The sequence below is a fragment of the Citrobacter sp. CF971 genome, assembly GCF_006385635.1.
Taxonomy (GTDB): domain Bacteria; phylum Pseudomonadota; class Gammaproteobacteria; order Enterobacterales; family Enterobacteriaceae; genus Citrobacter; species Citrobacter freundii.
In genome coordinates, this window is the sequence record NZ_CP041051.1 from 40,524 (window position 1) to 62,510 (window position 21,987).

Annotated in this window: 18 protein-coding genes and 4 tRNA genes; 19 read left to right on the forward strand and 3 right to left on the reverse strand. The window is 52.0% G+C overall.

Annotated features, from left to right (window positions below; genetic code table 11):
- Nucleotides 1-33 precede the first annotated feature (33 nt).
- Nucleotides 34-2,055 carry a DNA helicase Rep gene (gene rep, locus E6P06_RS03685; protein ID WP_003829018.1) on the forward strand — a complete coding sequence of 674 codons (2,022 nt, stop codon included), beginning with the start codon at nt 34-36 and terminating at the stop codon, nt 2,053-2,055.
- Nucleotides 2,056-2,102: 47 nt separating this feature from the next.
- Here rep and gppA read toward each other — a convergent pair whose 3' ends face one another.
- Both gppA and rhlB read right to left on the reverse strand, forming a co-directional pair.
- The gene (gppA, locus tag E6P06_RS03690) at nt 2,103-3,584 is read right to left on the reverse strand and encodes a guanosine-5'-triphosphate,3'-diphosphate diphosphatase (protein ID WP_003017996.1); all 1,482 of its coding nucleotides are present in this window, start codon (nt 3,582-3,584) and stop codon (nt 2,103-2,105) included.
- Nucleotides 3,585-3,720: 136 nt separating this feature from the next.
- Nucleotides 3,721-4,989 carry an ATP-dependent RNA helicase RhlB gene (gene rhlB / locus E6P06_RS03695; protein WP_003017994.1) on the reverse strand — a complete coding sequence of 423 codons (1,269 nt, stop codon included), beginning with the start codon at nt 4,987-4,989 and terminating at the stop codon, nt 3,721-3,723.
- A 143-nt stretch (nt 4,990-5,132) separates the two neighbouring features.
- On the opposite strand from rhlB, the gene trxA reads away from it, so the two are divergent.
- The 18 genes from trxA to E6P06_RS03785 all read left to right on the forward strand — a co-directional run bounded on the left by trxA (nt 5,133) and on the right by E6P06_RS03785 (nt 20,332).
- Nucleotides 5,133-5,462, forward strand: coding sequence for a thioredoxin TrxA (gene trxA / locus E6P06_RS03700; RefSeq protein ID WP_001280776.1), 330 nt, complete (start codon nt 5,133-5,135; stop codon nt 5,460-5,462).
- 130 nt (nt 5,463-5,592) lie between these two features.
- Complete coding sequence (locus E6P06_RS03705; protein ID WP_049259789.1) at nt 5,593-5,712, forward strand: rho operon leader peptide; 120 nt, start codon at nt 5,593-5,595, stop codon at nt 5,710-5,712.
- Nucleotides 5,713-5,799: 87 nt separating this feature from the next.
- Complete coding sequence (gene rho, locus E6P06_RS03710) at nt 5,800-7,059, forward strand: transcription termination factor Rho (RefSeq protein WP_002437993.1); 1,260 nt, start codon at nt 5,800-5,802, stop codon at nt 7,057-7,059.
- A gap of 238 nt (nt 7,060-7,297) precedes the next feature.
- The gene (gene wecA / locus E6P06_RS03715; protein ID WP_003017991.1) at nt 7,298-8,401 is read left to right on the forward strand and encodes a UDP-N-acetylglucosamine--undecaprenyl-phosphate N-acetylglucosaminephosphotransferase; all 1,104 of its coding nucleotides are present in this window, start codon (nt 7,298-7,300) and stop codon (nt 8,399-8,401) included.
- Nucleotides 8,402-8,413: 12 nt separating this feature from the next.
- The gene (gene wzzE / locus E6P06_RS03720) at nt 8,414-9,460 is read left to right on the forward strand and encodes an ECA polysaccharide chain length modulation protein (RefSeq protein ID WP_003829003.1); all 1,047 of its coding nucleotides are present in this window, start codon (nt 8,414-8,416) and stop codon (nt 9,458-9,460) included.
- Between the two features lie 55 nt (nt 9,461-9,515).
- Nucleotides 9,516-10,646, forward strand: a complete 1,131-nt coding sequence (gene wecB, locus E6P06_RS03725; RefSeq protein ID WP_032950621.1) for a non-hydrolyzing UDP-N-acetylglucosamine 2-epimerase — start codon at nt 9,516-9,518, stop codon at nt 10,644-10,646.
- Complete coding sequence (wecC, locus tag E6P06_RS03730; protein ID WP_139934952.1) at nt 10,643-11,905, forward strand: UDP-N-acetyl-D-mannosamine dehydrogenase; 1,263 nt, start codon at nt 10,643-10,645, stop codon at nt 11,903-11,905. Before wecB ends, wecC begins: the two co-directional genes overlap by 4 nt.
- Nucleotides 11,902-12,579, forward strand: coding sequence for a dTDP-4-amino-4,6-dideoxy-D-galactose acyltransferase (gene rffC, locus E6P06_RS03735; protein ID WP_003841192.1), 678 nt, complete (start codon nt 11,902-11,904; stop codon nt 12,577-12,579). The genes wecC and rffC overlap by 4 nt, the downstream gene beginning before the upstream one ends.
- A gap of 4 nt (nt 12,580-12,583) precedes the next feature.
- Nucleotides 12,584-13,714 carry a dTDP-4-amino-4,6-dideoxygalactose transaminase gene (gene rffA, locus E6P06_RS03740; RefSeq protein WP_049015812.1) on the forward strand — a complete coding sequence of 377 codons (1,131 nt, stop codon included), beginning with the start codon at nt 12,584-12,586 and terminating at the stop codon, nt 13,712-13,714.
- A 1-nt stretch (nt 13,715) separates the two neighbouring features.
- Complete coding sequence (wzxE, locus tag E6P06_RS03745) at nt 13,716-14,966, forward strand: lipid III flippase WzxE (RefSeq protein WP_139934953.1); 1,251 nt, start codon at nt 13,716-13,718, stop codon at nt 14,964-14,966.
- The gene (locus tag E6P06_RS03750) at nt 14,963-16,042 is read left to right on the forward strand and encodes a TDP-N-acetylfucosamine:lipid II N-acetylfucosaminyltransferase (protein WP_139934954.1); all 1,080 of its coding nucleotides are present in this window, start codon (nt 14,963-14,965) and stop codon (nt 16,040-16,042) included. The genes wzxE and E6P06_RS03750 overlap by 4 nt, the downstream gene beginning before the upstream one ends.
- On the forward strand, nt 16,039-17,394 hold the full coding sequence (wzyE, locus tag E6P06_RS03755; RefSeq protein WP_003017967.1) for an ECA oligosaccharide polymerase: 1,356 nt from the start codon (nt 16,039-16,041) through the stop codon (nt 17,392-17,394). Before E6P06_RS03750 ends, wzyE begins: the two co-directional genes overlap by 4 nt.
- On the forward strand, nt 17,394-18,134 hold the full coding sequence (gene wecG / locus E6P06_RS03760; RefSeq protein WP_139934955.1) for a lipopolysaccharide N-acetylmannosaminouronosyltransferase: 741 nt from the start codon (nt 17,394-17,396) through the stop codon (nt 18,132-18,134). Before wzyE ends, wecG begins: the two co-directional genes overlap by 1 nt.
- Nucleotides 18,135-18,411: 277 nt before the next feature.
- Nucleotides 18,412-19,797, forward strand: coding sequence for an amino acid permease (locus E6P06_RS03765; protein ID WP_003017961.1), 1,386 nt, complete (start codon nt 18,412-18,414; stop codon nt 19,795-19,797).
- Nucleotides 19,798-19,899: 102 nt separating this feature from the next.
- A tRNA-Arg gene (locus tag E6P06_RS03770) sits at nt 19,900-19,976 on the forward strand.
- Nucleotides 19,977-20,032: 56 nt separating this feature from the next.
- Nucleotides 20,033-20,108, forward strand: a tRNA-His gene (locus tag E6P06_RS03775).
- Nucleotides 20,109-20,128: 20 nt separating this feature from the next.
- Nucleotides 20,129-20,214 (forward strand) — tRNA-Leu (locus E6P06_RS03780).
- A 41-nt stretch (nt 20,215-20,255) separates the two neighbouring features.
- Nucleotides 20,256-20,332 (forward strand) — tRNA-Pro (locus E6P06_RS03785).
- A 455-nt stretch (nt 20,333-20,787) separates the two neighbouring features.
- Here the strand turns inward: E6P06_RS03785 and hemY are convergent.
- Complete coding sequence (gene hemY, locus E6P06_RS03790) at nt 20,788-21,987, reverse strand: protoheme IX biogenesis protein HemY (RefSeq protein WP_003017958.1); 1,200 nt, start codon at nt 21,985-21,987, stop codon at nt 20,788-20,790.

Genomic DNA, 21,987 nt, shown 5'->3' on the forward strand with positions numbered 1-21,987 from the left:
TTCTCCCCTCCCGACTTTCATGAGTGACCCTTTATGCGTTTGAACCCCGGACAACAACAAGCCGTCGAATTCGTCACCGGACCTTGCCTGGTGCTGGCGGGAGCGGGTTCCGGCAAGACGCGTGTTATCACCAATAAAATCGCCCATCTGATCCGTGAATGTGGTTATCAGGCACGCCATATTGCGGCCGTGACCTTTACCAATAAGGCTGCGCGCGAGATGAAAGAGCGCGTGGCGCAAACGCTGGGTCGTAAAGAGGCGCGTGGGTTGATGATCTCCACCTTCCACACCCTGGGACTGGATATCATTAAGCGTGAATATGCGGCGCTGGGGATGAAGTCGAACTTCTCGTTGTTTGACGATACTGACCAGGTGGCCTTGCTCAAGGAACTGACCGAAGGGCTAATCGAAGACGATAAGCTTATCCTCCAGCAGTTGATCTCGACGATCTCCAACTGGAAAAACGATCTGATGACTCCGGCACAGGCGGCAGCCAGCGCCAAGGGCGAGCGCGATCGTATTTTTGCCCACTGCTATGGTCTGTATGACGCACATATGAAGGCGTGTAACGTCCTCGATTTTGACGATCTGATCCTGCTTCCCACGCTGCTGCTACAGCGCAATGAAGAAGTGCGTGAGCGCTGGCAAAACAGAATCCGCTACCTGCTGGTGGATGAATATCAGGATACCAACACCAGCCAGTACGAGCTGGTGAAGTTGCTGGTAGGTAAACGCGCGCGCTTTACCGTCGTGGGCGATGACGATCAGTCGATCTACTCCTGGCGCGGCGCCCGTCCACAGAACCTGGTACTGTTAAGCAAAGATTTTCCGGCTTTGCAGGTGGTGAAGCTGGAGCAAAACTACCGTTCATCAGGTCGCATCCTGAAGGCGGCGAACATCCTTATTGCGAACAATCCACACGTCTTTGAAAAGCGACTCTTTTCCGAGTTGGGTTACGGTGCTGAATTGAAGGTGCTGAGTGCCAATAATGAAGAGCACGAAGCGGAACGCGTGACCGGGGAATTAATAGCCCATCATTTTGTGAACAAGACGCAATATAAAGACTACGCCATCCTGTATCGCGGTAATCATCAGTCGCGCGTGTTCGAAAAGTTTCTAATGCAGAACCGTATCCCGTACAAAATTTCCGGCGGAACGTCGTTCTTCTCGCGTCCGGAGATTAAAGATCTGCTGGCCTATCTGCGCGTGCTGAGCAACCCGGATGACGATAGCGCATTTTTGCGTATCGTAAATACGCCAAAACGTGAAATCGGCCCGGCCACGCTGCAAAAGTTGGGGGAATGGGCGATGACACGTAATAAAAGCCTGTTTACCGCCAGCTTTGATATGGGACTTAGCCAGACACTGACCGGGCGCGGGTATGATTCTCTGACTCGCTTTACGCACTGGCTGGGGGAAATTCAGCGTCTGGCGGAGCGTGAGCCGGTTGCCGCTGTGCGCGATCTTATCCACGGTATTGATTACGAATCCTGGCTGTATGAAACCTCGCCGAGCCCGAAAGCGGCTGAAATGCGTATGAAAAACGTCAATACGCTGTTCAGTTGGATGACGGAGATGCTGGAAGGCAGTGAGCTGGAAGAGCCAATGACCCTGACCCAGGTTGTTACCCGCTTTACCCTACGCGACATGATGGAACGTGGAGAGAGTGAAGAAGAGCTGGATCAGGTGCAATTGATGACACTGCATGCCTCAAAAGGGCTGGAGTTCCCATACGTGTTTATGGTGGGAATGGAAGAAGGATTTTTGCCGCACCAGAGCAGTATCGATGAAGACAATATCGACGAAGAACGTCGTCTGGCTTATGTAGGGATTACGCGTGCACAAAAAGAGCTCATCTTCACGCTATGTAAAGAGCGTCGTCAGTACGGTGAGCTGGTGCGTCCGGAACCGAGTCGTTTCCTTCTGGAGCTGCCACAGGATGACGTTATCTGGGAGCAAGAGCGAAAAGTGGTGAGCGCAGAGGAGCGGATGCAAAAAGGGCAGGCCAGCATCGCTAATATTCGGGCAATGATGGCGAAAGCTAAAGCGAAGTAGGTATTTTATGGGCCGGATATGTGTAAGCACTATCCGGCAACCAACATCTAATGAACGTCCAGCGGCCAGTGGACATAGCTTTGCCACTGGCTTTCCTGATCGATTAACTCTTTACCCAGCGGATGATGTTCCAGCCAGCCTTCTGGTAAAGTGACCGTCAGGTGCTCGTTTCTTGCATCCAATTGAATTTCCGGCACAAGATCGTCACGGCGACGACTGGCGAAGATGATCGCCAGGCGTAGCAAACGACAAAGATGCTCCGCGATGCGCGGCGGCACTGCGTTTTGCTGGTGGAGCGAAGAGAGATCGACGGGATTGGTCTGGTTGAGTAACAGCGTCGCTAGCAGTTTCTTTTGCGCAGGGGTAAAACCCGGGAGATCGAGATTGCGCACCAGATAAGCGGCATGCTGTGGTGCCTGTTTAAAATCAACGCTTAGGCCAATTTCATGCAGCTGACAGGCACTAATCAGTAATTCGCGGCTAATCGGTTCAAGATGCCACTTTTTTTCTACCTGATCGAGAAATTTAGTCGCCAAATTGGCAACGCGATGTGCTTGCTCTGTATCGACCATAAAGCGACGCTGGATATTGCGTAATGTGCGGCTACGAATATCCTGATCCACCGCCAGATGCAGCATACCGTAGACCAGACCTTCACGTAATGCGCCGCCGGCCAGGGTCATGCATTGAATGTTCAGTTCGGTGAAAATAGCAATCAGAATGGCCAGCCCGCTGGGGAAAACCAGCGCACGTTCCAGCGTTAACCCTTCGATTTCGAGCTCTTCCAGACGACCGCAGTGAATGGCACGCTGCTTAAGCTGCTGAAGTTTGGCCAGCGTAATGCGCTCATCCATGCCCTGCGCCATCATGATTTCCTGCAACGCCTGGACGGTGCCAGAGGCACCAACGCAAACTTTCCAGCCATGAAAACGCAGTTTGTCGGCGACCGGGCGCAGAACTTCGCGAGCGGCTTTCTCGGCCTCGTCAAAGTTTTCCTGTGCCAGATTACGATCGGTAAAATAGCGTTCGAGCCAGGTGACGCAGCCCATTGACAGGCTGAACAGGGAAGTGGTTTGCGCGCCAGAACCGGTAACCAACTCTGTGCTGGCCCCGCCAATGTCGACGACCAGACGCTGATCTGCGCCGCCGGTAGTGTGGGCCACACCTTGATAAATCAGGCGCGCTTCTTCTTCACCGCTAATCACCTGGACAGGGCAGCCGAGGATCTCTTGCGCTTTAGCAATAAACACATCGGCATTTACGGCGATGCGTAATGTTGCCGTGGCGACCACGCGGATTTGTGGATGCGGAATATCCTGCAGACGTTCAGCAAACAGGCGCAAACATTGCCAGCCGCGCTCCATTGCTTCAACAGAGAGCTCGTTGTCACCGTTGAGTCCAGCAGCCAGACGCACTTTGCGTTTGATACGAGTGAGCGTCTGGATGCTTCCTGCCACCTCGCGTACAACCAGCATATGAAAACTATTTGAGCCGAGATCGATTGCCGCATACAGCGAAGTAGAATTCATACACTTCATCCTTCAACCTGTATCTGTGTTGGCTGCGTTCTCTCACCCGAATCACTTACTAAAGTAGGTTCATCGGGATTCGTTTTCTTGCCGCCTTGATACAGGCTGAATGATTTTGTGTATGGCATAACGTTTCTTAACCTGAACGACGACGATTACGCGGAGCACCACCGGTACGGCGTGGGCCATTGCCTGTGCGCGGGCGCGTTAAGCGCAACGGCTTCGGCAGATCGGTCATCAGCGCATCCGGGTTATATTTGCTGACCGGAATCGAGTGGCCGATATAGGTCTCGATTGCGGGTAAATTCAGCGCGTACTCTTCACAAGCGAGGCTGATAGAGTGACCGCTTGCACCAGCACGACCGGTACGACCAATACGGTGAACGTAATCTTCACAGTCATCCGGCAGGTCATAGTTAAATACGTGCGTTACGGCTGGGATATGCAGACCACGTGCAGCAACATCCGTCGCAACGAGAATGTCGATATCGCCACGGGTGAATTCATCAAGGATTCGCAGACGTTTTTTCTGCGCCACGTCACCGGTCAGCAGACCGACACGATGGCCGTCTGCAGCAAGGCTGCCCCAGATATCTTCACAACGATGCTTGGTGTTAGCAAAAACAATGGCGCGATCTGGCCACTCTTCTTCAATCAGCGTTTGCAGCAAACGCATTTTCTCTTCGTTGGAGGGGTAGAAGAGCTCTTCTTTAATGCGATGGCCAGTTTTCTGTTCCGGTTCGACTTCAACGTACTCAGCGTTATTCATTTGTTCGAACGCCAGTTCGCGAACGCGGTAAGAGAGGGTTGCAGAAAACAGCATATTCAAACGTTGGGTGGTTGGCGGCATACGACGGAACAGCCAACGGATATCTTTAATAAAGCCCAGATCGTACATACGATCGGCTTCATCCAGCACCACGACCTGAATCGCGCCCAGATTAATGTGGTTCTGTTTTGCATAGTCGATGAGACGACCGGTCGTGCCGATAAGAATATCGACGCCGCTTTCCAGCACTTTCAGCTGTTTATCGTAACCGTCGCCGCCATACGCCAGGCCTAATTTCAGACCAGTGGTCTGTGCCAGCGGCTCGGCATCGGCGTGGATCTGCACGGCTAACTCACGCGTTGGCGCCATAATTAACGCACGCGGTTGGTTCACCTTGCGATCGGCAATCGCGGGATGAGAGAGAAGATAATGAAACGTTGACGTCAGGAACGCCATCGTTTTTCCGGTACCGGTTTGCGCCTGCCCGGCAACATCACGACCAGCCAGCGTTAGCGGCAGCGCGAGGGCCTGAATGGGCGTACAGTTATGAAAGCCTTTGTTTTCAAGGGCTTCTATCACCTTTGGGTGCAGGGCGAAGTCGGAAAACTTCTGTTCTGTTAAATGTGTTTTGCTCATAGTGTGGTAGAATATCAGCTTACTATTGCTTTACGAAAGCGTATCCGGTGAAATAAAGTCAACCTTTAGTTGGTTAATGCTACATCAACACGTCGTTGATTAATGCTACACCAATGCACCAGGCTTATTCCTGTGGAGTTATTATGAGCGATAAAATTATTCACCTGACTGACGACAGTTTTGACACGGATGTACTCAAAGCGGACGGAGCAATCCTCGTTGATTTCTGGGCAGAGTGGTGCGGTCCGTGCAAAATGATCGCTCCGATTCTGGATGAAATCGCTGACGAATATCAGGGCAAACTGACGGTTGCTAAATTGAACATTGACCAAAACCCAGGCACCGCGCCGAAGTATGGTATCCGTGGCATCCCGACCCTGTTGCTGTTTAAAAACGGCGAAGTTGCGGCGACAAAAGTCGGCGCGCTGTCCAAAGGTCAGTTGAAAGAATTCCTCGACGCTAATTTAGCGTAAGGAAGTCTCATGATCGGGCGACCATACTTCGAAATGATTCGGATGACTGGACGCCCGACTTGAGTCGTGCTAAGTTAGTGTTGACTTCGTATTAAACATACCTTATTAAGTTTGAATCTAGTTATATCCAATACTTCCCGTTGTTTCTCGCGCGAGAAGTGGACAGATTCCTGGCTTGTCACTCAATCCGTCTTGTCGTTTCAGTTCTGCGTACTTTCCTGTGACCAGACAGCGAACAGACATGAGTTGATGGCCGTAAACAGGCATGGATGACCCTGCCATACCATTCACAACATTAAGTTCGAGATTTACCCCAAGTTTAAGAACTCACACCATTATGAATCTTACCGAATTAAAGAATACGCCGGTTTCTGAGCTGATCACTCTCGGCGAAAATATGGGCCTTGAAAACCTGGCTCGTATGCGCAAGCAGGACATTATTTTTGCCATCCTGAAGCAGCACGCAAAGAGTGGCGAAGATATCTTTGGTGACGGTGTGCTGGAGATATTGCAGGATGGATTTGGTTTCCTCCGCTCTGCAGACAGCTCCTACCTCGCCGGTCCTGATGACATCTACGTTTCTCCCAGCCAAATCCGCCGTTTCAACCTCCGCACTGGTGATACCATTTCTGGTAAGATTCGCCCGCCGAAAGAAGGTGAACGCTACTTTGCGCTGTTGAAAGTTAACGAAGTTAACTACGACAAACCAGAAAACGCCCGTAACAAAATCCTCTTTGAGAACTTAACGCCGCTGCACGCAAACTCTCGTCTGCGTATGGAGCGTGGTAACGGTTCTACTGAAGATTTAACGGCGCGTGTACTGGATCTGGCATCGCCGATCGGTCGTGGCCAACGTGGTCTGATTGTTGCTCCGCCGAAAGCGGGTAAAACCATGCTGCTGCAGAACATCGCGCAGAGCATTGCATACAATCATCCTGACTGCGTGTTGATGGTGCTGCTGATTGACGAACGTCCGGAAGAAGTTACCGAGATGCAGCGTCTGGTGAAAGGTGAAGTGGTTGCGTCTACCTTTGACGAACCAGCCTCCCGCCACGTTCAGGTTGCGGAAATGGTTATCGAGAAGGCGAAACGTCTGGTTGAACACAAGAAAGACGTTATCATTCTGCTTGACTCCATCACCCGTCTGGCACGTGCATATAACACCGTGGTTCCTGCTTCCGGTAAAGTACTGACCGGTGGTGTGGACGCCAACGCCCTGCATCGTCCGAAGCGTTTCTTTGGTGCTGCACGTAACGTGGAAGAGGGCGGTAGCCTGACCATCATCGCGACTGCGCTGATTGATACCGGCTCTAAAATGGATGAAGTTATCTACGAAGAGTTTAAAGGTACCGGCAACATGGAACTGCATCTCTCCCGTAAGATTGCTGAAAAACGCGTCTTCCCGGCTATCGACTACAACCGTTCTGGTACCCGTAAAGAAGAGCTGCTCACCACCCAGGAAGAGCTGCAGAAAATGTGGATCCTGCGCAAAATCATCCATCCTATGGGTGAAATCGACGCAATGGAATTCCTCATTAACAAACTGGCGATGACCAAGACCAATGACGACTTCTTCGATATGATGAAGCGTTCCTGATTCGGGCATCATCTGAAAACGCCACGTTTTTACGTGGCGTTTTGCTTTTGTGGATGTAATCTTAACGACACAATAATAATAATCCGGTATGACATACCGCCTGGTGACGAAGGGTTGTAATTCGTATTTTGTGGTTAATAATCATACAGAACCACCTGATATGGAATCGGGTTTCTCTTCTGAATAATCGCCTGGATGGTTATACTTCATATATTGATATTCTTTGAGAGTATGTATAGTGAATTTACTGACAGCAAGTACTGATCTCATCAGTATTTTTTTATTCACAACGCTGTTTCTTTTCTTTGCCCGCAAGGTTGCGAAAAAGATTGGATTGGTGGATAAACCCAACTTCCGTAAACGTCATCAGGGACTGATTCCGCTGGTTGGGGGGATTTCGGTTTACGCAGGCATTTGCTTTACCTTCCTCATCGCCGATTATTATATCCCGCATGCTACTCTCTACTTGGCCTGTGCCGGTGTACTGGTGTTTATCGGTGCCCTGGACGATCGTTTTGATATCAGTGTAAAAATCCGCGCGACCATCCAGGCCCTTATTGGCATCATTATGATGTCAGTGGGCAAACTCTATCTGCTAAGCCTTGGCTATATTTTCGGCCCCTGGGAGATGGTGCTCGGTCCTTTTGGTTATTTCCTGACCCTGTTTGCCGTTTGGGCGGCGATTAACGCCTTCAATATGGTCGATGGGATCGATGGTCTGCTCGGTGGGCTATCCAGCGTCTCATTCGCAGCGATGGGGCTTATTCTGTGGTTCGATGGCCAGACAAGCCTGGCCATCTGGTGTTTTGCCATGATCGCCGCCATTCTGCCTTACATCCTACTGAACCTGGGGATTCTCGGACGCCGCTATAAAGTCTTTATGGGGGATGCGGGAAGTACGTTGATTGGCTTCACGGTGATTTGGATTCTGCTGGAGACTACCCAGGGACCAACGCATCCTATTAGCCCGGTTACGGCTCTGTGGATTATTGCCATTCCGTTAATGGATATGGTGGCAATTATGTATCGCCGTTTACGTAAAGGCATGAGTCCTTTCTCCCCGGATCGCCAACATATTCACCATTTAATTATGCGCGCCGGGTTTACTTCCCGACAGGCTTTTGTCCTGATTACGCTGGCTGCTGCGATCCTGGCTTCTATCGGCGTGTTGGCTGAATATTCTCGTATTGTCCCGGAATGGGTGATGTTGGTGCTCTTTTTACTGGCGTTTGTCCTGTACGACATCTGTATAAAACGCGCCTGGAAGGTGGCGAGATTTATCAAACGCTGGAAGCGCAAGTTGCGTAGAAACCGTGACAGTAAACCAAACTTAACCAAATAAATTGAGGGTACGATGACACAACCATTACCGGGGGAACATGCCATGAGCGCTGAAAATGAACTGGACATCCGTGGGTTGTTTCGTACTTTGTGGACAGGGAAGGTGTGGATCGTCGGTATGGCTCTCGCCTTCGCGTTAGTCGCTCTCGCCTATACGTTCTTTGCTCGTCAGGAGTGGAGCGCAACGGCGATTTCAGACAGGCCAACGGTTAATATGTTGGGCGGCTATTACTCTCAGCAGCAGTTCTTACGTAACCTGGACATCAAGGCCAGTCTTGCATCAGCGGATCAGCCGTCAGTGATGGATGAAGCCTATAAAGAATTCATCATGCAACTTGCTTCCTGGGATACGCGTCGTGAATTCTGGCAGCAGACTGATTATTACAAGCAACGTATGGTGGGTAACAGCAAAGCCGATGCGGCGATGCTGGATGAACTGATCAATAACATTCAGTTTATGCCTGGCGATGCGGTTCGTAATACCAATGACAGCGTGAAGCTGATTGCCGAGACGGCACCTGATGCCAACAATCTATTGCGTCAGTACGTGGCGTTTGCCAGTCAGCGTGCTGCGCGTCATCTGAATGATGAGCTGAAGGGCGCCTGGGCTGCACGCACTGTGCAGATGAAGGCGCAGGTTAAACGCCAGGAAGAAGTGGCGAAATCGATCTTCTCCCGCCGTGTTCACAACATTGAGCAGGCACTCAAAATTGCTGAACAGCATAATATTTCGCGTACTTCCACTGACGTTCCGGCTGAAGAATTGCCGGATTCTGAACTGTTTTTGCTTGGACGTCCTATGCTGCAGGCGCGCCTCGAAAACCTGCAATCTGTTGGTCCCGATTTCGATCTGGACTACTTCCAAAACCGAGCCATGCTTAACACACTGAACGTTGGGCCAACTCTGGATCCGCGTTTTCAGACCTATCGTTATTTGCGTACGCCGGAAGAACCGGTAAAACGTGACAGCCCTCGTCGTGCTTTCCTGATGATTATGTGGGGCATCGTTGGGGCTCTGATCGGTGCTGGTGTCGCGTTAACCCGCCGCCGCACGATTTAGCAATATCGTTGCAGTGAGGGGCTGGGCCCTCACTGCCAATCCGAAGAGAATCGATGTGAAAGTACTGACTGTATTTGGCACGCGACCAGAGGCCATAAAAATGGCACCTCTGGTTCATGCGTTGGCAAAAGATCCTGATTTTGAGGCAAAAGTTTGCGTCACGGCGCAGCATCGCGAGATGCTCGATCAGGTGTTGAACCTCTTTTCCATTGTACCTGACTACGATCTCAACATTATGCAGCCAGGTCAGGGACTAACAGAAATTACCTGCCGAATACTGGAAGGATTAAAGCCAATTCTGGCTGATTTTAAACCTGATGTGGTGTTGGTTCATGGTGATACCACGACCACCATTGCCACGAGTCTGGCTGCGTTCTATCAGCGCATCCCGGTGGGGCATGTAGAGGCTGGTTTACGTACTGGTGATCTCTATTCTCCCTGGCCGGAAGAGGCGAACCGTACGCTGACCGGGCGTCTGGCTATGTATCATTTTGCGCCAACAGAAAACTCGCGCCAAAATTTGTTACGGGAAGCTATTCCCGAAAATCGTATTTTCGTCACAGGCAATACGGTGATTGATGCGTTGATCTGGGTTCGCGACCGCGTACTGGCGAACGATGAATTGCGTGCTGAATTAGCAGAGCATTATCCTTTCCTGAGCTCGGATAAAAAGATGATACTGGTGACCGGTCATCGTCGTGAAAGCTTCGGTCGCGGTTTTGAACGCATATGCCACGCGCTGGCGGAAATTGCTGCGGCTAATCAGAACGTACAGATTGTCTATCCGGTGCACCTGAATCCTAACGTTAGCGAACCGGTTAATCGCATTCTGGGTCACGTTGAAAACGTCATCCTGATTGAACCGCAGGATTACATGCCGTTTGTCTGGCTGATGAATCATGCCTGGCTGATCCTGACCGACTCCGGTGGGATTCAGGAAGAAGCCCCATCTTTGGGGAAACCGGTACTGGTGATGCGCGAAACGACGGAACGTCCGGAAGCGATTACTGCAGGTACAGTACGTCTGGTAGGGACAGACCCGCAGCGTATTGTCGAAGAAGTCACGCGTTTGCTGCATGACGATAATGAATATCAGACCATGAGCCGCGCCCATAATCCGTATGGTGACGGGCAGGCATGTGGCCGCATTTTACACGCGTTAAAAAATAATCGGATATCGCTATGAGTTTTACGACCATTTCTGTCATTGGGCTGGGTTATATCGGACTGCCGACGGCGGCTGCCTTTGCTTCCCGTCAAAAGCATGTGATTGGCGTAGATGTAAATCAACACGCGGTGGATACCATTAATCGCGGTGAAATTCATATCGTTGAGCCAGATTTGGGCGCCGTGGTGAAAACGGCGGTCGAAAATGGATTTCTGCGTGCGACCACAACCCCTGTAGATGCGGATGCCTATCTGATTGCTGTGCCTACTCCGTTTAAGGGGGAGCACGAACCCGATATGGTTTATGTGGAAGCCGCAGCCAAGTCTCTTGCTCCGGTGCTGAAAAAAGGCGCGTTGGTGATCCTTGAATCGACGTCGCCTGTCGGGGCTACCGAACAGATGGCCACATGGCTAGCTGAAATACGTCCTGATTTGACTTTCCCGCAGCAGGTCGGTGAACAGGCTGACGTCAATATTGCCTATTGCCCTGAACGCGTGCTGCCAGGTCAGGTGATGGTTGAACTGATTAAAAACGACCGCGTGATTGGGGGAATGACCTCTGTCTGTTCCGCGCGTGCTAGCGAACTGTACAACATTTTCCTTGAGGGTGAATGTGTCGTGACCAACGCCCGCACTGCGGAAATGTGCAAGCTGACTGAAAATAGCTTCCGCGACGTCAATATCGCCTTCGCTAATGAGTTGTCGCTGATTTGCGCCGATCAGGGGATCAACGTCTGGGAACTGATTCGCCTGGCAAATCGCCATCCGCGCGTGAATATTTTGCAACCGGGTCCGGGTGTTGGCGGGCACTGTATCGCGGTTGATCCGTGGTTTATCGTGGCGCAGAACCCGCAGCAGGCGAAATTGATTCGCACCGCGCGTGAGGTAAACGACGGTAAGCCTCATTGGGTGGTCGATCGGGTAAAAGCTGCCGTGGCCGACTGTCTGGCGGATACCAATAAACGGGCCAGCGAAGTGAAAATTGCCTGTTTTGGTCTGGCATTTAAACCGAATATTGATGATTTACGTGAAAGCCCGGCGATGGGAATTGCGCAAAGTATCGCGCATTGGCACAAAGGCGAAACATTGGTGGTGGAACCGAATATCCATCAACTGCCGAAAAAACTGGACGGTCTGTGCCAACTGGCAACGCTGGACGATGCCCTGGGAAGCGCCGATGTGCTGGTCTTGCTGGTCGACCACAATGAATTTAAAGCCATTAAAGGCGATGCGGTTCACCAGCAATATGTCGTTGATACCAAAGGGGTCTGGCGGTGAAAATCCGCGCCAGTATTGAGCCGCTTAGCTGGGAAAATACGTTCTTTGGCGTGCATAGCGCTATTGTGCGTTTTGACCAACACGCGTCGGTTCTGACTGCGGATGCGTTGCAGCCCTGGTCGCGGGTACAGGCAAAAATACCTGCCGCCAATACCCAAGCATTAGATGCCCTGCAACAGCTGGGCTTCTCACTGGTTGAAGGTGAAGTAGATTTTGTGCTGCCAGTGACGTGTGCGCATGGTGACCCCGGTGCGCAGGTCGCACAAACTACGGATATCCCTGCATTACGCCATCTGGCAGGACAGGCGTTCGCGCAAAGTCGTTTTCGCGCCCCGTGGTATGCCGCAGATGCCAGCGCGCGTTTTTATGCGCAGTGGATTGAAAACGCGGTGCTGGGGACGTTCGATCATCAATGCCTCGTTTTTCGTACACCAACAGGTGAGATTCGTGGCTATGTCTCGCTGCGTGAACTGAATGCGACCGAGGCGCGAATTGGCCTGCTAGCCGGGCGTGGGGCGGGAGCAGAACTGATGCAGGCCGCGCTTTGCTGGGCGCAGGCTCACGGTAAAACAGCACTGCGTGTGGCGACCCAAATGGGCAATACCGCCGCGCTTAAACGTTATATACACAGTGGTGCGAATGTGGAAAGCACCGCGTATTGGTTATACAGGTGACACGATGATTCCATTTAACGCACCGCCGGTGGTGGGCACTGAACTCGATTACATGCAGTCTGCGATGAACAGCGGCAAACTGTGTGGCGATGGCGGTTTTACCCGTCGCTGCCAGCAGTGGCTGGAACAGCATTTTGGCAGCGAGAAAGTATTGCTGACGCCTTCCTGCACCGCATCGCTTGAGATGGCGGCATTGCTGCTGGATATCCAGCCTGGCGATGAAGTCATTATGCCAAGCTATACGTTTGTCTCCACGGCCAATGCTTTCGTGCTGCGAGGCGCGAAAATTGTCTTTGTTGATATCCGCCCGGATACCATGAACATTGACGAAACGCTGATTGAAGCGGCGATCACCGACAAAACCCGCGCTATTGTGCCGGTGCATTACGCGGGTGTGGCCTGCGAAATGGATACTATTATGGCGCTGGCGACCAAACATAACCTGTTTGTGGTGGAAGATGCGGCCCAGGGCGTTATGTCGACTTACAAAGGTCGGGCGCTGGGGACGATTGGTCACATCGGTTGCTTTAGCTTTCATGAGACCAAAAATTATACCGCTGGTGGTGAAGGCGGCGCGACGCTGATTAATGATAAAAAATTAGTCGAACGTGCAGAGATCATCCGTGAAAAAGGGACAAATCGCAGCCAGTTTTTCCGTGGCCAGGTAGATAAATATACCTGGCGTGATATCGGCTCCAGCTATTTGATGTCCGATCTACAGGCCGCCTATCTGTGGGCGCAACTGGAAGCAGCGGACCGCATTAACCAGCAGCGTCTGACGCTGTGGCAGAACTACTATGATGCTCTTGAACCGCTGGCGCGTGCTGGACGTATCGAGCTGCCTTCTGTACCAGACGGCTGCGTGCAAAACGCCCATATGTTTTACATCAAGCTGCGCGATATCGACGATCGCACGGCGTTGATTAACTTCCTGAAAGAAGCTGAAATTATGGCGGTGTTCCACTACATCCCGCTGCATGATTGCCCGGCTGGCGACAAATTCGGCGTATTTGCCGGTGTTGATCGTTACACCACCAAAGAGAGCGAGCGTTTGCTGCGTTTACCGCTGTTCTACAACCTGTCGCCGGTCAACCAGCGAACGGTAATTTCGACCTTACTCAACTACTTCGCCTGAAATGTCGCTTGCTAAAGCGTCCTTATGGACGGCAGCCAGTACGCTGGTAAAAATTGGTGCGGGTTTGCTGGTCGTGAAGCTGCTGGCGGTGTCGTTTGGCCCGGCAGGCGTGGGGCAGGCGGGTAACTTCCGCCAGATGGTCACCGTGCTTGGTGTCCTGGCGGGGGCCGGCATTTTCAACGGCGTCACGAAATATGTTGCGCAGCACCATGACGATCCGAACCGGCTCCGCAAGGTCGTCGGTACTTCTTCCGCGATGGTGCTGGGATTCTCTACGCTGATGGCGGTGATTTTTCTGCTGGCGGCCGCACCAATCAGTCAGGGATTGTTTGGTCATACTCATTATCAGGGGCTGGTAAGACTGGTTGCGCTGGTGCAGATGGGCATTGCCTGGGCGAATCTGCTGCTGGCGTTGATGAAGGGGGTTCGCGATGCGGCGGGTAACGCGCTGTCGCTGATTGTGGGTAGTCTGGTGGGCGTAGTGGCTTATTATGGCTGTTATCGCCTGGGAGGGTATGAAGGCGCTTTGCTGGGTCTGGCGTTAGTGCCCGCGTTGGTCGTTATCCCCGCCGCTATTATGCTGATTAAGCGTGGGGCGATTCCGCTGCATTACCTGAAACCCTCGTGGGATAACGGTCTGGCTGGACAGCTAAGCAAGTTTACGCTGATGGCGCTGATTACCTCCGTAACGTTGCCTGTGGCATACGTGATGATGCGAAACCTGCTGGCGGCGCAGTACAGTTGGGATGATGTGGGGATTTGGCAGGGGGTAAGCAGTATCTCTGATGCTTATCTGCAATTCATTACCGCTTCATTCAGTGTTTACTTGCTGCCGACGTTGTCGCGACTGACTGAAAAGCGCGACATTACGCGCGAGGTGGTTAAGTCGCTGAAGTTCGTGTTACCAGCAGTTGCCGCCGCGAGCTTTACCGTTTGGCTACTGCGTGACTTTGCTATCTGGCTGCTTTTCTCCGCAAAATTCACCGCCATGCGCGATCTGTTTGCCTGGCAACTGGTTGGCGATGTACTAAAAGTTGGGGCGTATGTCTTTGGGTATCTGGTGATCGCGAAAGCGTCGCTGCGGTTTTATATTTTGGCTGAAATTAGCCAGTTCATGTTATTGACGATGTTTGCTCACTGGCTGATCCCTGCACATGGTGCGCTGGGAGCGGCACAGGCTTATATGGCAACGTACATCGTCTATTTTTCACTTTGTTGTGGCGTGTTTTTACTCTGGCGTAGGCGGGCATGACTGTACTGATTCACGTTCTGGGATCGGATATCCCTCACCATAACCAAACCGTGTTGCGGTTTTTCAACGACTCGCTTGCCGCGACGAGCGAGCACGCGCGCACGTTTATGGTTGCCGGTCAGGATGCGGGATTCAGTGAGAGCTGCCCGGCGTTATCGCTGAGTTTTTACAGCGGGAAAAAAGCGTTAGCCGAAGCAGTTATCGCGAAAGCAAAAGCGAATCGCCAACAGCGATTCTTCTTCCACGGTCAGTTCAACACCAGCCTGTGGTTGGCGCTGCTGGGCGGGGGAATTAAACCGACGCAGTTTTACTGGCATATCTGGGGTGCTGATTTATACGAAGTCTCCAGTGGGCTGAAATTCCGCCTGTTTTACCCGATTCGCCGCATGGCGCAGAACCGCGTGGGCTGCGTATTTGCCACGCGGGGCGATTTACGTTATTTCGCCGAGCAGCATCCGCATGTACGGGGTGAGTTGCTCTATTTCCCAACGCGAATGGATCCTTCACTCAATAACATGAGCAATGATTGTCAGCGCAGCGGCAAGATGACGGTGCTGGTTGGCAACTCTGGCGATTGCAGCAATGAGCATGTTGCCGCGCTGCGTGCTGTCCATCAGCAGTTCGGCGACACGGTGAACGTGATTGTGCCGATGGGTTACCCCGCCAATAATGATGCCTATATCGACGAGGTTCGCCAGGCCGGTATGGCATTATTTAGCGCTGATAATCTGCAAATTTTAAGTGAAAAGCTGGAATTTGATGCCTATCTAACATTATTGCGGCAATGCGATTTGGGTTACTTTATTTTTGCCCGGCAGCAGGGGATCGGTACCCTGTGTTTGCTGATCCAGGCGGGTATCCCGTGCGTGCTCAACCGTGAAAATCCCTTCTGGCAGGATATGGTGGAACAGAATCTTCCGGTGTTATTTACCACGGATGATCTCAATGAAGGCGTCGTACGTGAAGCGCAGCGCCAGTTGGCATCGGTAGATAAAAACACGATTACCTTCTTTAGCCCGAATTATCTGCAGCCGTGGTATAACGCGCTGCGCATTGCTTCAGGAGAAACCGTATGAGCCTGATGCAATTCAGCGGTCTGCTGGTAGTCTGGCTGCTCTCCACCTTGTTTATCGCCACGCTGACCTGGTTTGAGTTCCGCCGCGTACGTTTTAACTTCAATGTTTTCTTCTCATTGTTGTTCTTGCTGACGTTCTTCTTCGGATTCCCGTTAACCAGCATCCTGGTGTTCCGCTTTGATGTGGCAGTGGCTCCGCCGGAGATCCTGCTGCAGGCCTTGCTGTCAGCAGCCTGTTTCTATGCCGTCTACTACGTGACGTATAAAACGCGATTGCGTAAGCGAGTAGAGGGTAAGCCGCGCAGGCCGCTGTTTACTATCAATCGCGTTGAAGCCCATTTGACCTGGGTTATCCTGATGGCGATTGCGCTGGTGAGCGTGGGCGTCTTCTTTATGCACAACGGATTCCTGCTGTTCAGACTGCAATCCTATAGCCAGATTTTTTCCAGCGAAGTCTCTGGGGTCGCTCTGAAGCGTTTCTTCTACTTCTTCATTCCGGCCATGCTGGTGGTTTATTTCCTGCGTCAGGACAGCAAAGCGTGGTTGTTCTTCCTGGTGAGCACCGTCGCGTTTGGTTTGCTGACCTATATGATTGTGGGCGGGACGCGCGCCAATATCATCATTGCGTTTGCCATCTTCTTGTTTATCGGCATTATTCGCGGCTGGATTTCGCTGTGGATGTTGGTCGCCGCAGGCGTGCTGGGTATTGTCGGGATGTTCTGGCTGGCCTTGAAGCGCTACGGAATGAGCGTTAGCGGCGATGAGGCGTTCTATACGTTCCTGTACCTTACGCGCGACACCTTCTCGCCGTGGGAGAACCTGGCGCTGTTGCTGCAGAATTACCACAATATTGAGTTCCAGGGGCTGGCGCCGATTGTTCGTGACTTCTATGTCTTTATCCCTTCCTGGCTGTGGCCTGGGCGGCCGAGTATTGTACTCAACTCAGCGAACTACTTTACCTGGGAAGTGTTGAACAACCACTCGGGACTGGCGATTTCGCCGACGTTAATTGGTTCACTGGTGGTGATGGGCGGGGCGCTTTTTATACCATTAGGCGCGATTGTCGTTGGACTCATTATCAAGTGGTTCGACTGGCTGTATGAGCTAGGTAACCAAGAAACCAATCGCTATAAAGCGGCGATTTTGCACAGTTTCTGTTTTGGCGCCATTTTCAATATGATCGTGTTGGCACGTGAAGGGCTGGATTCGTTTGTCTCGCGAGTGGTCTTTTTCCTCGTGATTTTTGGCGTTTGCCTACTGATGGCAAAACTGCTGTTTTGGCTATTCGATAGCGCAGGACTCATCCATAAACGAATCAAGTCGCTGCCCCGGACACAAATTGAAGGATCGTAATGACAGATAACATAACTGCGCCGCTGTATTCGCTGCGCGGATTACAACTGATTGGCTGGCACGATATGCAACATGCGCTGAATTACCTGTTTGCCGAAGGACACCTCAGGTCAGGAACGCTGGTGGCTATCAACGCTGAGAAAATGCTGACAGCAGAAGATAATCCTGAAGTGAGGGAGCTGATCAACGCCGCGGAGTTCAAATATGCGGATGGGATTAGCGTGGTGCGTTCGGTGCGCAAAAAATTCCCACAGGCGCAGGTTTCACGTGTGGCCGGTGCTGACCTTTGGGAAGCGCTGATGGCGCGAGCCGGGCAAAACGGAACGCCTGTTTTCCTGGTTGGTGGCAAGCCTGAAGTTCTGGCGCAAACAGAGGCAAAACTACGTGCACAGTGGCGTGTGAACATTGTGGGTAGCCAGGATGGTTATTTTACCTCAGAGCAGCGTCAGGCGTTATTTGAGCGTATTCACGCCAGCGGCGCGCAAATTGTGACGGTGGCGATGGGGTCGCCGAAACAAGAGATCTTTATGCGTGATTGCCGCAAGACTCACCCTGACGCGCTGTATATGGGCGTGGGTGGCACCTACGACGTCTTTACCGGTCACGTTAAGCGTGCGCCTAAAATCTGGCAAAATCTGGGGCTGGAGTGGCTGTATCGCTTATTGTCGCAACCGAGCCGTATTACTCGACAACTTCGCTTATTACGCTATCTACGCTGGCACTATACCGGCAACCTCTGACGCCCTCTCTCCTCTGATAAGTAGCGTGATCTGCTAATTACGCTACTTATTCACAACATAATCGCTGCTTTCTCGCACAATATATTCATTTTTTGAATGCTTTAATTGCCATTTAAGCGATTTTAGGAAACCATTCGCAACAATCATTTCAGTGCCGTGGAGTTTTGACGCCAACTGCTAAGCGGTCGGTGTCGTATAGCCTGTTATGACATAACAAGATGTACCCATAACGAGAACCGGTAATACCGGACAGCATGCAAACACAACAAGAGGATTTATGGCCGAGAACAAACCTGAGCTACAGCGTGGGCTGGAGGCTCGTCACATCGAATTAATTGCCCTCGGGGGCACTATTGGCGTCGGGCTGTTTATGGGGGCCGCCAGTACCCTGAAATGGGCGGGACCTTCGGTTCTGCTGGCGTATATCGTCGCCGGGCTGTTCGTATTTTTCATTATGCGTTCTATGGGGGAGATGTTATTCCTCGAGCCGGTTGCCGGTTCATTCGCTGTTTACGCTCACCGTTATATGAGCCCCTTCTTTGGCTATCTCACCGCCTGGTCATACTGGTTTATGTGGATGGCGGTGGGGATCTCAGAGATTACCGCCATCGGGGTGTACGTCCAGTTCTGGTTCCCGGAAATGGCGCAATGGATACCCGCACTGATCGCGGTCGGACTGGTTGCATTGGCGAACCTCGCCGCAGTTCGCTTGTATGGTGAAATTGAGTTCTGGTTTGCCATGATCAAAGTGACCACCATCATTGTGATGATCGTCATTGGGTTAGGGGTGATTTTCTTCGGTTTTGGTAATGGCGGTCAGGCGATCGGCTTTGGCAACCTGACCGAACACGGCGGTTTCTTTGCCGGTGGTTGGAAGGGCTTCCTGACAGCATTGTGTATTGTCGTGGCTTCTTACCAGGGCGTGGAGCTGATTGGCATTACTGCAGGTGAAGCGAAGAACCCACAGGTCACGCTGCGTAGCGCGGTAGGTAAAGTGCTGTGGCGTATCCTGATTTTCTACGTTGGCGCAATTTTTGTTATCGTCACTATTTTCCCGTGGAATGAGATTGGCAGCAACGGCAGTCCGTTTGTTCTCACCTTTGCCAAGATTGGTATTACCGCCGCGGCGGGGATTATTAACTTTGTGGTCCTGACGGCGGCGCTGTCGGGTTGTAATAGCGGCATGTACAGCTGTGGGCGTATGCTCTACGCGCTGGCCAAGAATCGCCAGCTCCCCGCCGCTGTTGGGAAAGTTTCTCGCCATGGCGTACCGGTTGCCGGCGTGGCCATTTCTATCGCGATCCTGCTGATTGGTTCGTGCCTGAACTACATCATTCCCAATCCGCAGCGCGTGTTTGTTTATGTCTATAGCGCCAGCGTGTTGCCGGGGATGGTGCCGTGGTTTGTGATCCTGATAAGCCAGCTGCGTTTCCGTCAGGCGCATAAAGCGGCGATTGCCAGTCATCCATTCCGCTCCATTCTGTTCCCGTGGGCGAATTATTTGACGATGGCGTTCCTGATTTGCGTATTAATTGGCATGTACTTTAATGAAGATACCCGAATGTCGCTTTTTGTTGGCATGGGTTTCTTGTTGGCCGTGACGTTCATTTATAAGGTTTTTGGTCTGAATCGTCATGGCACAGCCCATAAATTGCGGGAATAAGCGACAAAACGCACAAACCATGACCAAACGATAATTTATTTTAAAAAAGCACTAGACAGAAGACCGAGACCTCCGTAATATCCAGCCCCGCAACGGCGCTAAGCGCCCGTAGCTCAGCTGGATAGAGCGCTGCCCTCCGGAGGCAGAGGTCTCAGGTTCGAATCCTGTCGGGCGCACCATTTAGTAGGGTGCCAGAGCTGCGGTGGTTTTAATACCGCGTAAAAGATTTGCAGTGGTGGCTATAGCTCAGTTGGTAGAGCCCTGGATTGTGATTCCAGTTGTCGTGGGTTCGAATCCCATTAGCCACCCCATTAATTTAAAGTTGTGAAATGCGAAGGTGGCGGAATTGGTAGACGCGCTAGCTTCAGGTGTTAGTGTCCTTAGGATGTGGGGGTTCGAGTCCCCCCCCTCGCACCACGACTTAAAGAATTGAACTAAAAATTCAAAAAGCAGTAAAACGGCGAGTAGCGCAGCTTGGTAGCGCAACTGGTTTGGGACCAGTGGGTCGGAGGTTCGAATCCTCTCTCGCCGACCAATTTTGAACCCCGCTTCGGCGGGGTTTTTTGTTTTCTGATTTTCCCTTCTCAGCCTTTATTCCCGCGAATTACCTGATGTCTTAAAAAGTCCGAATACCTGGTTTTTGCAGTGCAATCGTGGCATGCCTTGTGCAATAATATGCGGGTAGATGCTCATTCCATCTCTTATGTTCGCCCTCTGGCCTCATAAACTCAGGAATGATGCAGAGCCGTTTACGGTGCTTATCGTCCACAGACAGATGTCGCGTAGCCTCATCAAACACCATGGACATAACGTTGAGTGAAGCACCCATTTATGTTGTCATACAGACCTGTTTAACGCCTGCTCCTTACCGAGCGGGCGTTTTTTTATGCATACACAAAATCCTTCGAGCTGCTTCTCGAATGATTTTGTGTATACGAGATGAAAAATATGTAGGCCCGGTAAGCGAAAGCGCCACCGGGCATTCAGGAGTTACTGCGGGGGATTGTTGTTCTGCAACGTCAACATCAGGCCATCACGACGCATGGTGGCGGCTTCTTCCGGTTGATGCAGTCTGTCCAGCGCGTCAGCAAGCCAGGCGTAGTCATAGGCATCCGGGCGCTGTTTGAGAGCGGCACGGAAGGCGAGCGTGGCTTCCTGCCATTCCCCATGCTTCATTAACGACTGACCCAGCGTACTCCACAGCAACGGGCGATCGCCCACGGCTTTAATCTGCTGGCGCAACACTTTCTCTATCTGTTCCGGATTATTGGTTTTCAGACGCGGGATCGGTAGCACCAGGCGGTCATCGTACTGACGTTTCAAACCATCAATGATGACCTGCTGCGCTGTATCGTGATCGTCACACTCAATCAGATGTTCAGCCATTGCTACCTGCAAAGCAACCTGATGACGGGTTTTACGGTTCTGGTTTTTCCACCATGCACGCAGCCCCTCGCTGCCCTGATCGGCGCGGACCTGATCCATCAAGCCAACCCATGCCTGTTGTTCCAGCATGGCGCGGTGCTCGTCATCACCCACATGCGCTTTTGCCATGGATGGGATGATATCCAGCAAGGAACTCCATGCGCCGGTGCGAATGTAGGCCTGCTCAGCCAGACGCAGCACTTCCGGATGACGTGGCGTTACTTCCAGCAGTTTGTCTATGCTGTGGCGTGCGGCGTGATTTTCATTACGCGCCAGTTGCAGGCGAACGCGAGCGATTTCTACCGGGATCGTATCATTTCCCGCCAGTTCGGCAGCACGCTCAAGGTGTTGGTTGGCGCGAGCTTCGTCACCGCGCTGCTGAGCCGCTTCTGCCGCCAGCAGGTAATTCACTACTGGCTGTTCTGCATGATCGGCATTTTTCGACATCAGCTTCTCAACCTGCTGATAGTCACCTTCTGCCAGTTTGAGCAGCGCCTGTTCGGTCTGCTTACGGGCGCGACGACGTTTACGACCCACAAACCACCCACGGGTATGTGCGCCGGTGCGGAAAATTCGGCGCAACAGCCATTCAATCGCAAACAGGACGACCATGGCGACGATCAGGATGATCACCAGGCCCGTCACGCTGGTTTCGATATTGTAGTTATCCGTCTGGATCAGCACATAGCCCTGATGACCGGCTATCATCGGACCGACGACGATCCCGGCGATCAACAGCACAAAGAGCAACAATACTTTTAGCAT

Bases quoted from the DNA above. Each gene is read 5' to 3' on its own strand.
- wecG (WP_139934955.1), top strand. From the start codon at position 17,394: ATGACAGATAACATAACTGCGCCGCTGTATTCGCTGCGCGGATTACAA.
- E6P06_RS03750 (WP_139934954.1), top strand. From the start codon at position 14,963: ATGACTGTACTGATTCACGTTCTGGGATCGGATATCCCTCACCATAAC.
- E6P06_RS03765 (WP_003017961.1), top strand. From the start codon at position 18,412: ATGGCCGAGAACAAACCTGAGCTACAGCGTGGGCTGGAGGCTCGTCAC.
- trxA (WP_001280776.1), top strand. From the start codon at position 5,133: ATGAGCGATAAAATTATTCACCTGACTGACGACAGTTTTGACACGGAT.
- wzxE (WP_139934953.1), top strand. From the start codon at position 13,716: ATGTCGCTTGCTAAAGCGTCCTTATGGACGGCAGCCAGTACGCTGGTA.
- wecC (WP_139934952.1), top strand. From the start codon at position 10,643: ATGAGTTTTACGACCATTTCTGTCATTGGGCTGGGTTATATCGGACTG.
- wzyE (WP_003017967.1), top strand. From the start codon at position 16,039: ATGAGCCTGATGCAATTCAGCGGTCTGCTGGTAGTCTGGCTGCTCTCC.
- rffA (WP_049015812.1), top strand. From the start codon at position 12,584: ATGATTCCATTTAACGCACCGCCGGTGGTGGGCACTGAACTCGATTAC.
- hemY (WP_003017958.1), bottom strand. From the start codon at position 21,987: ATGCTAAAAGTATTGTTGCTCTTTGTGCTGTTGATCGCCGGGATCGTC.
- rho (WP_002437993.1), top strand. From the start codon at position 5,800: ATGAATCTTACCGAATTAAAGAATACGCCGGTTTCTGAGCTGATCACT.
- wzzE (WP_003829003.1), top strand. From the start codon at position 8,414: ATGACACAACCATTACCGGGGGAACATGCCATGAGCGCTGAAAATGAA.
- rhlB (WP_003017994.1), bottom strand. From the start codon at position 4,989: ATGAGCAAAACACATTTAACAGAACAGAAGTTTTCCGACTTCGCCCTG.
- rep (WP_003829018.1), top strand. From the start codon at position 34: ATGCGTTTGAACCCCGGACAACAACAAGCCGTCGAATTCGTCACCGGA.
- gppA (WP_003017996.1), bottom strand. From the start codon at position 3,584: ATGAATTCTACTTCGCTGTATGCGGCAATCGATCTCGGCTCAAATAGT.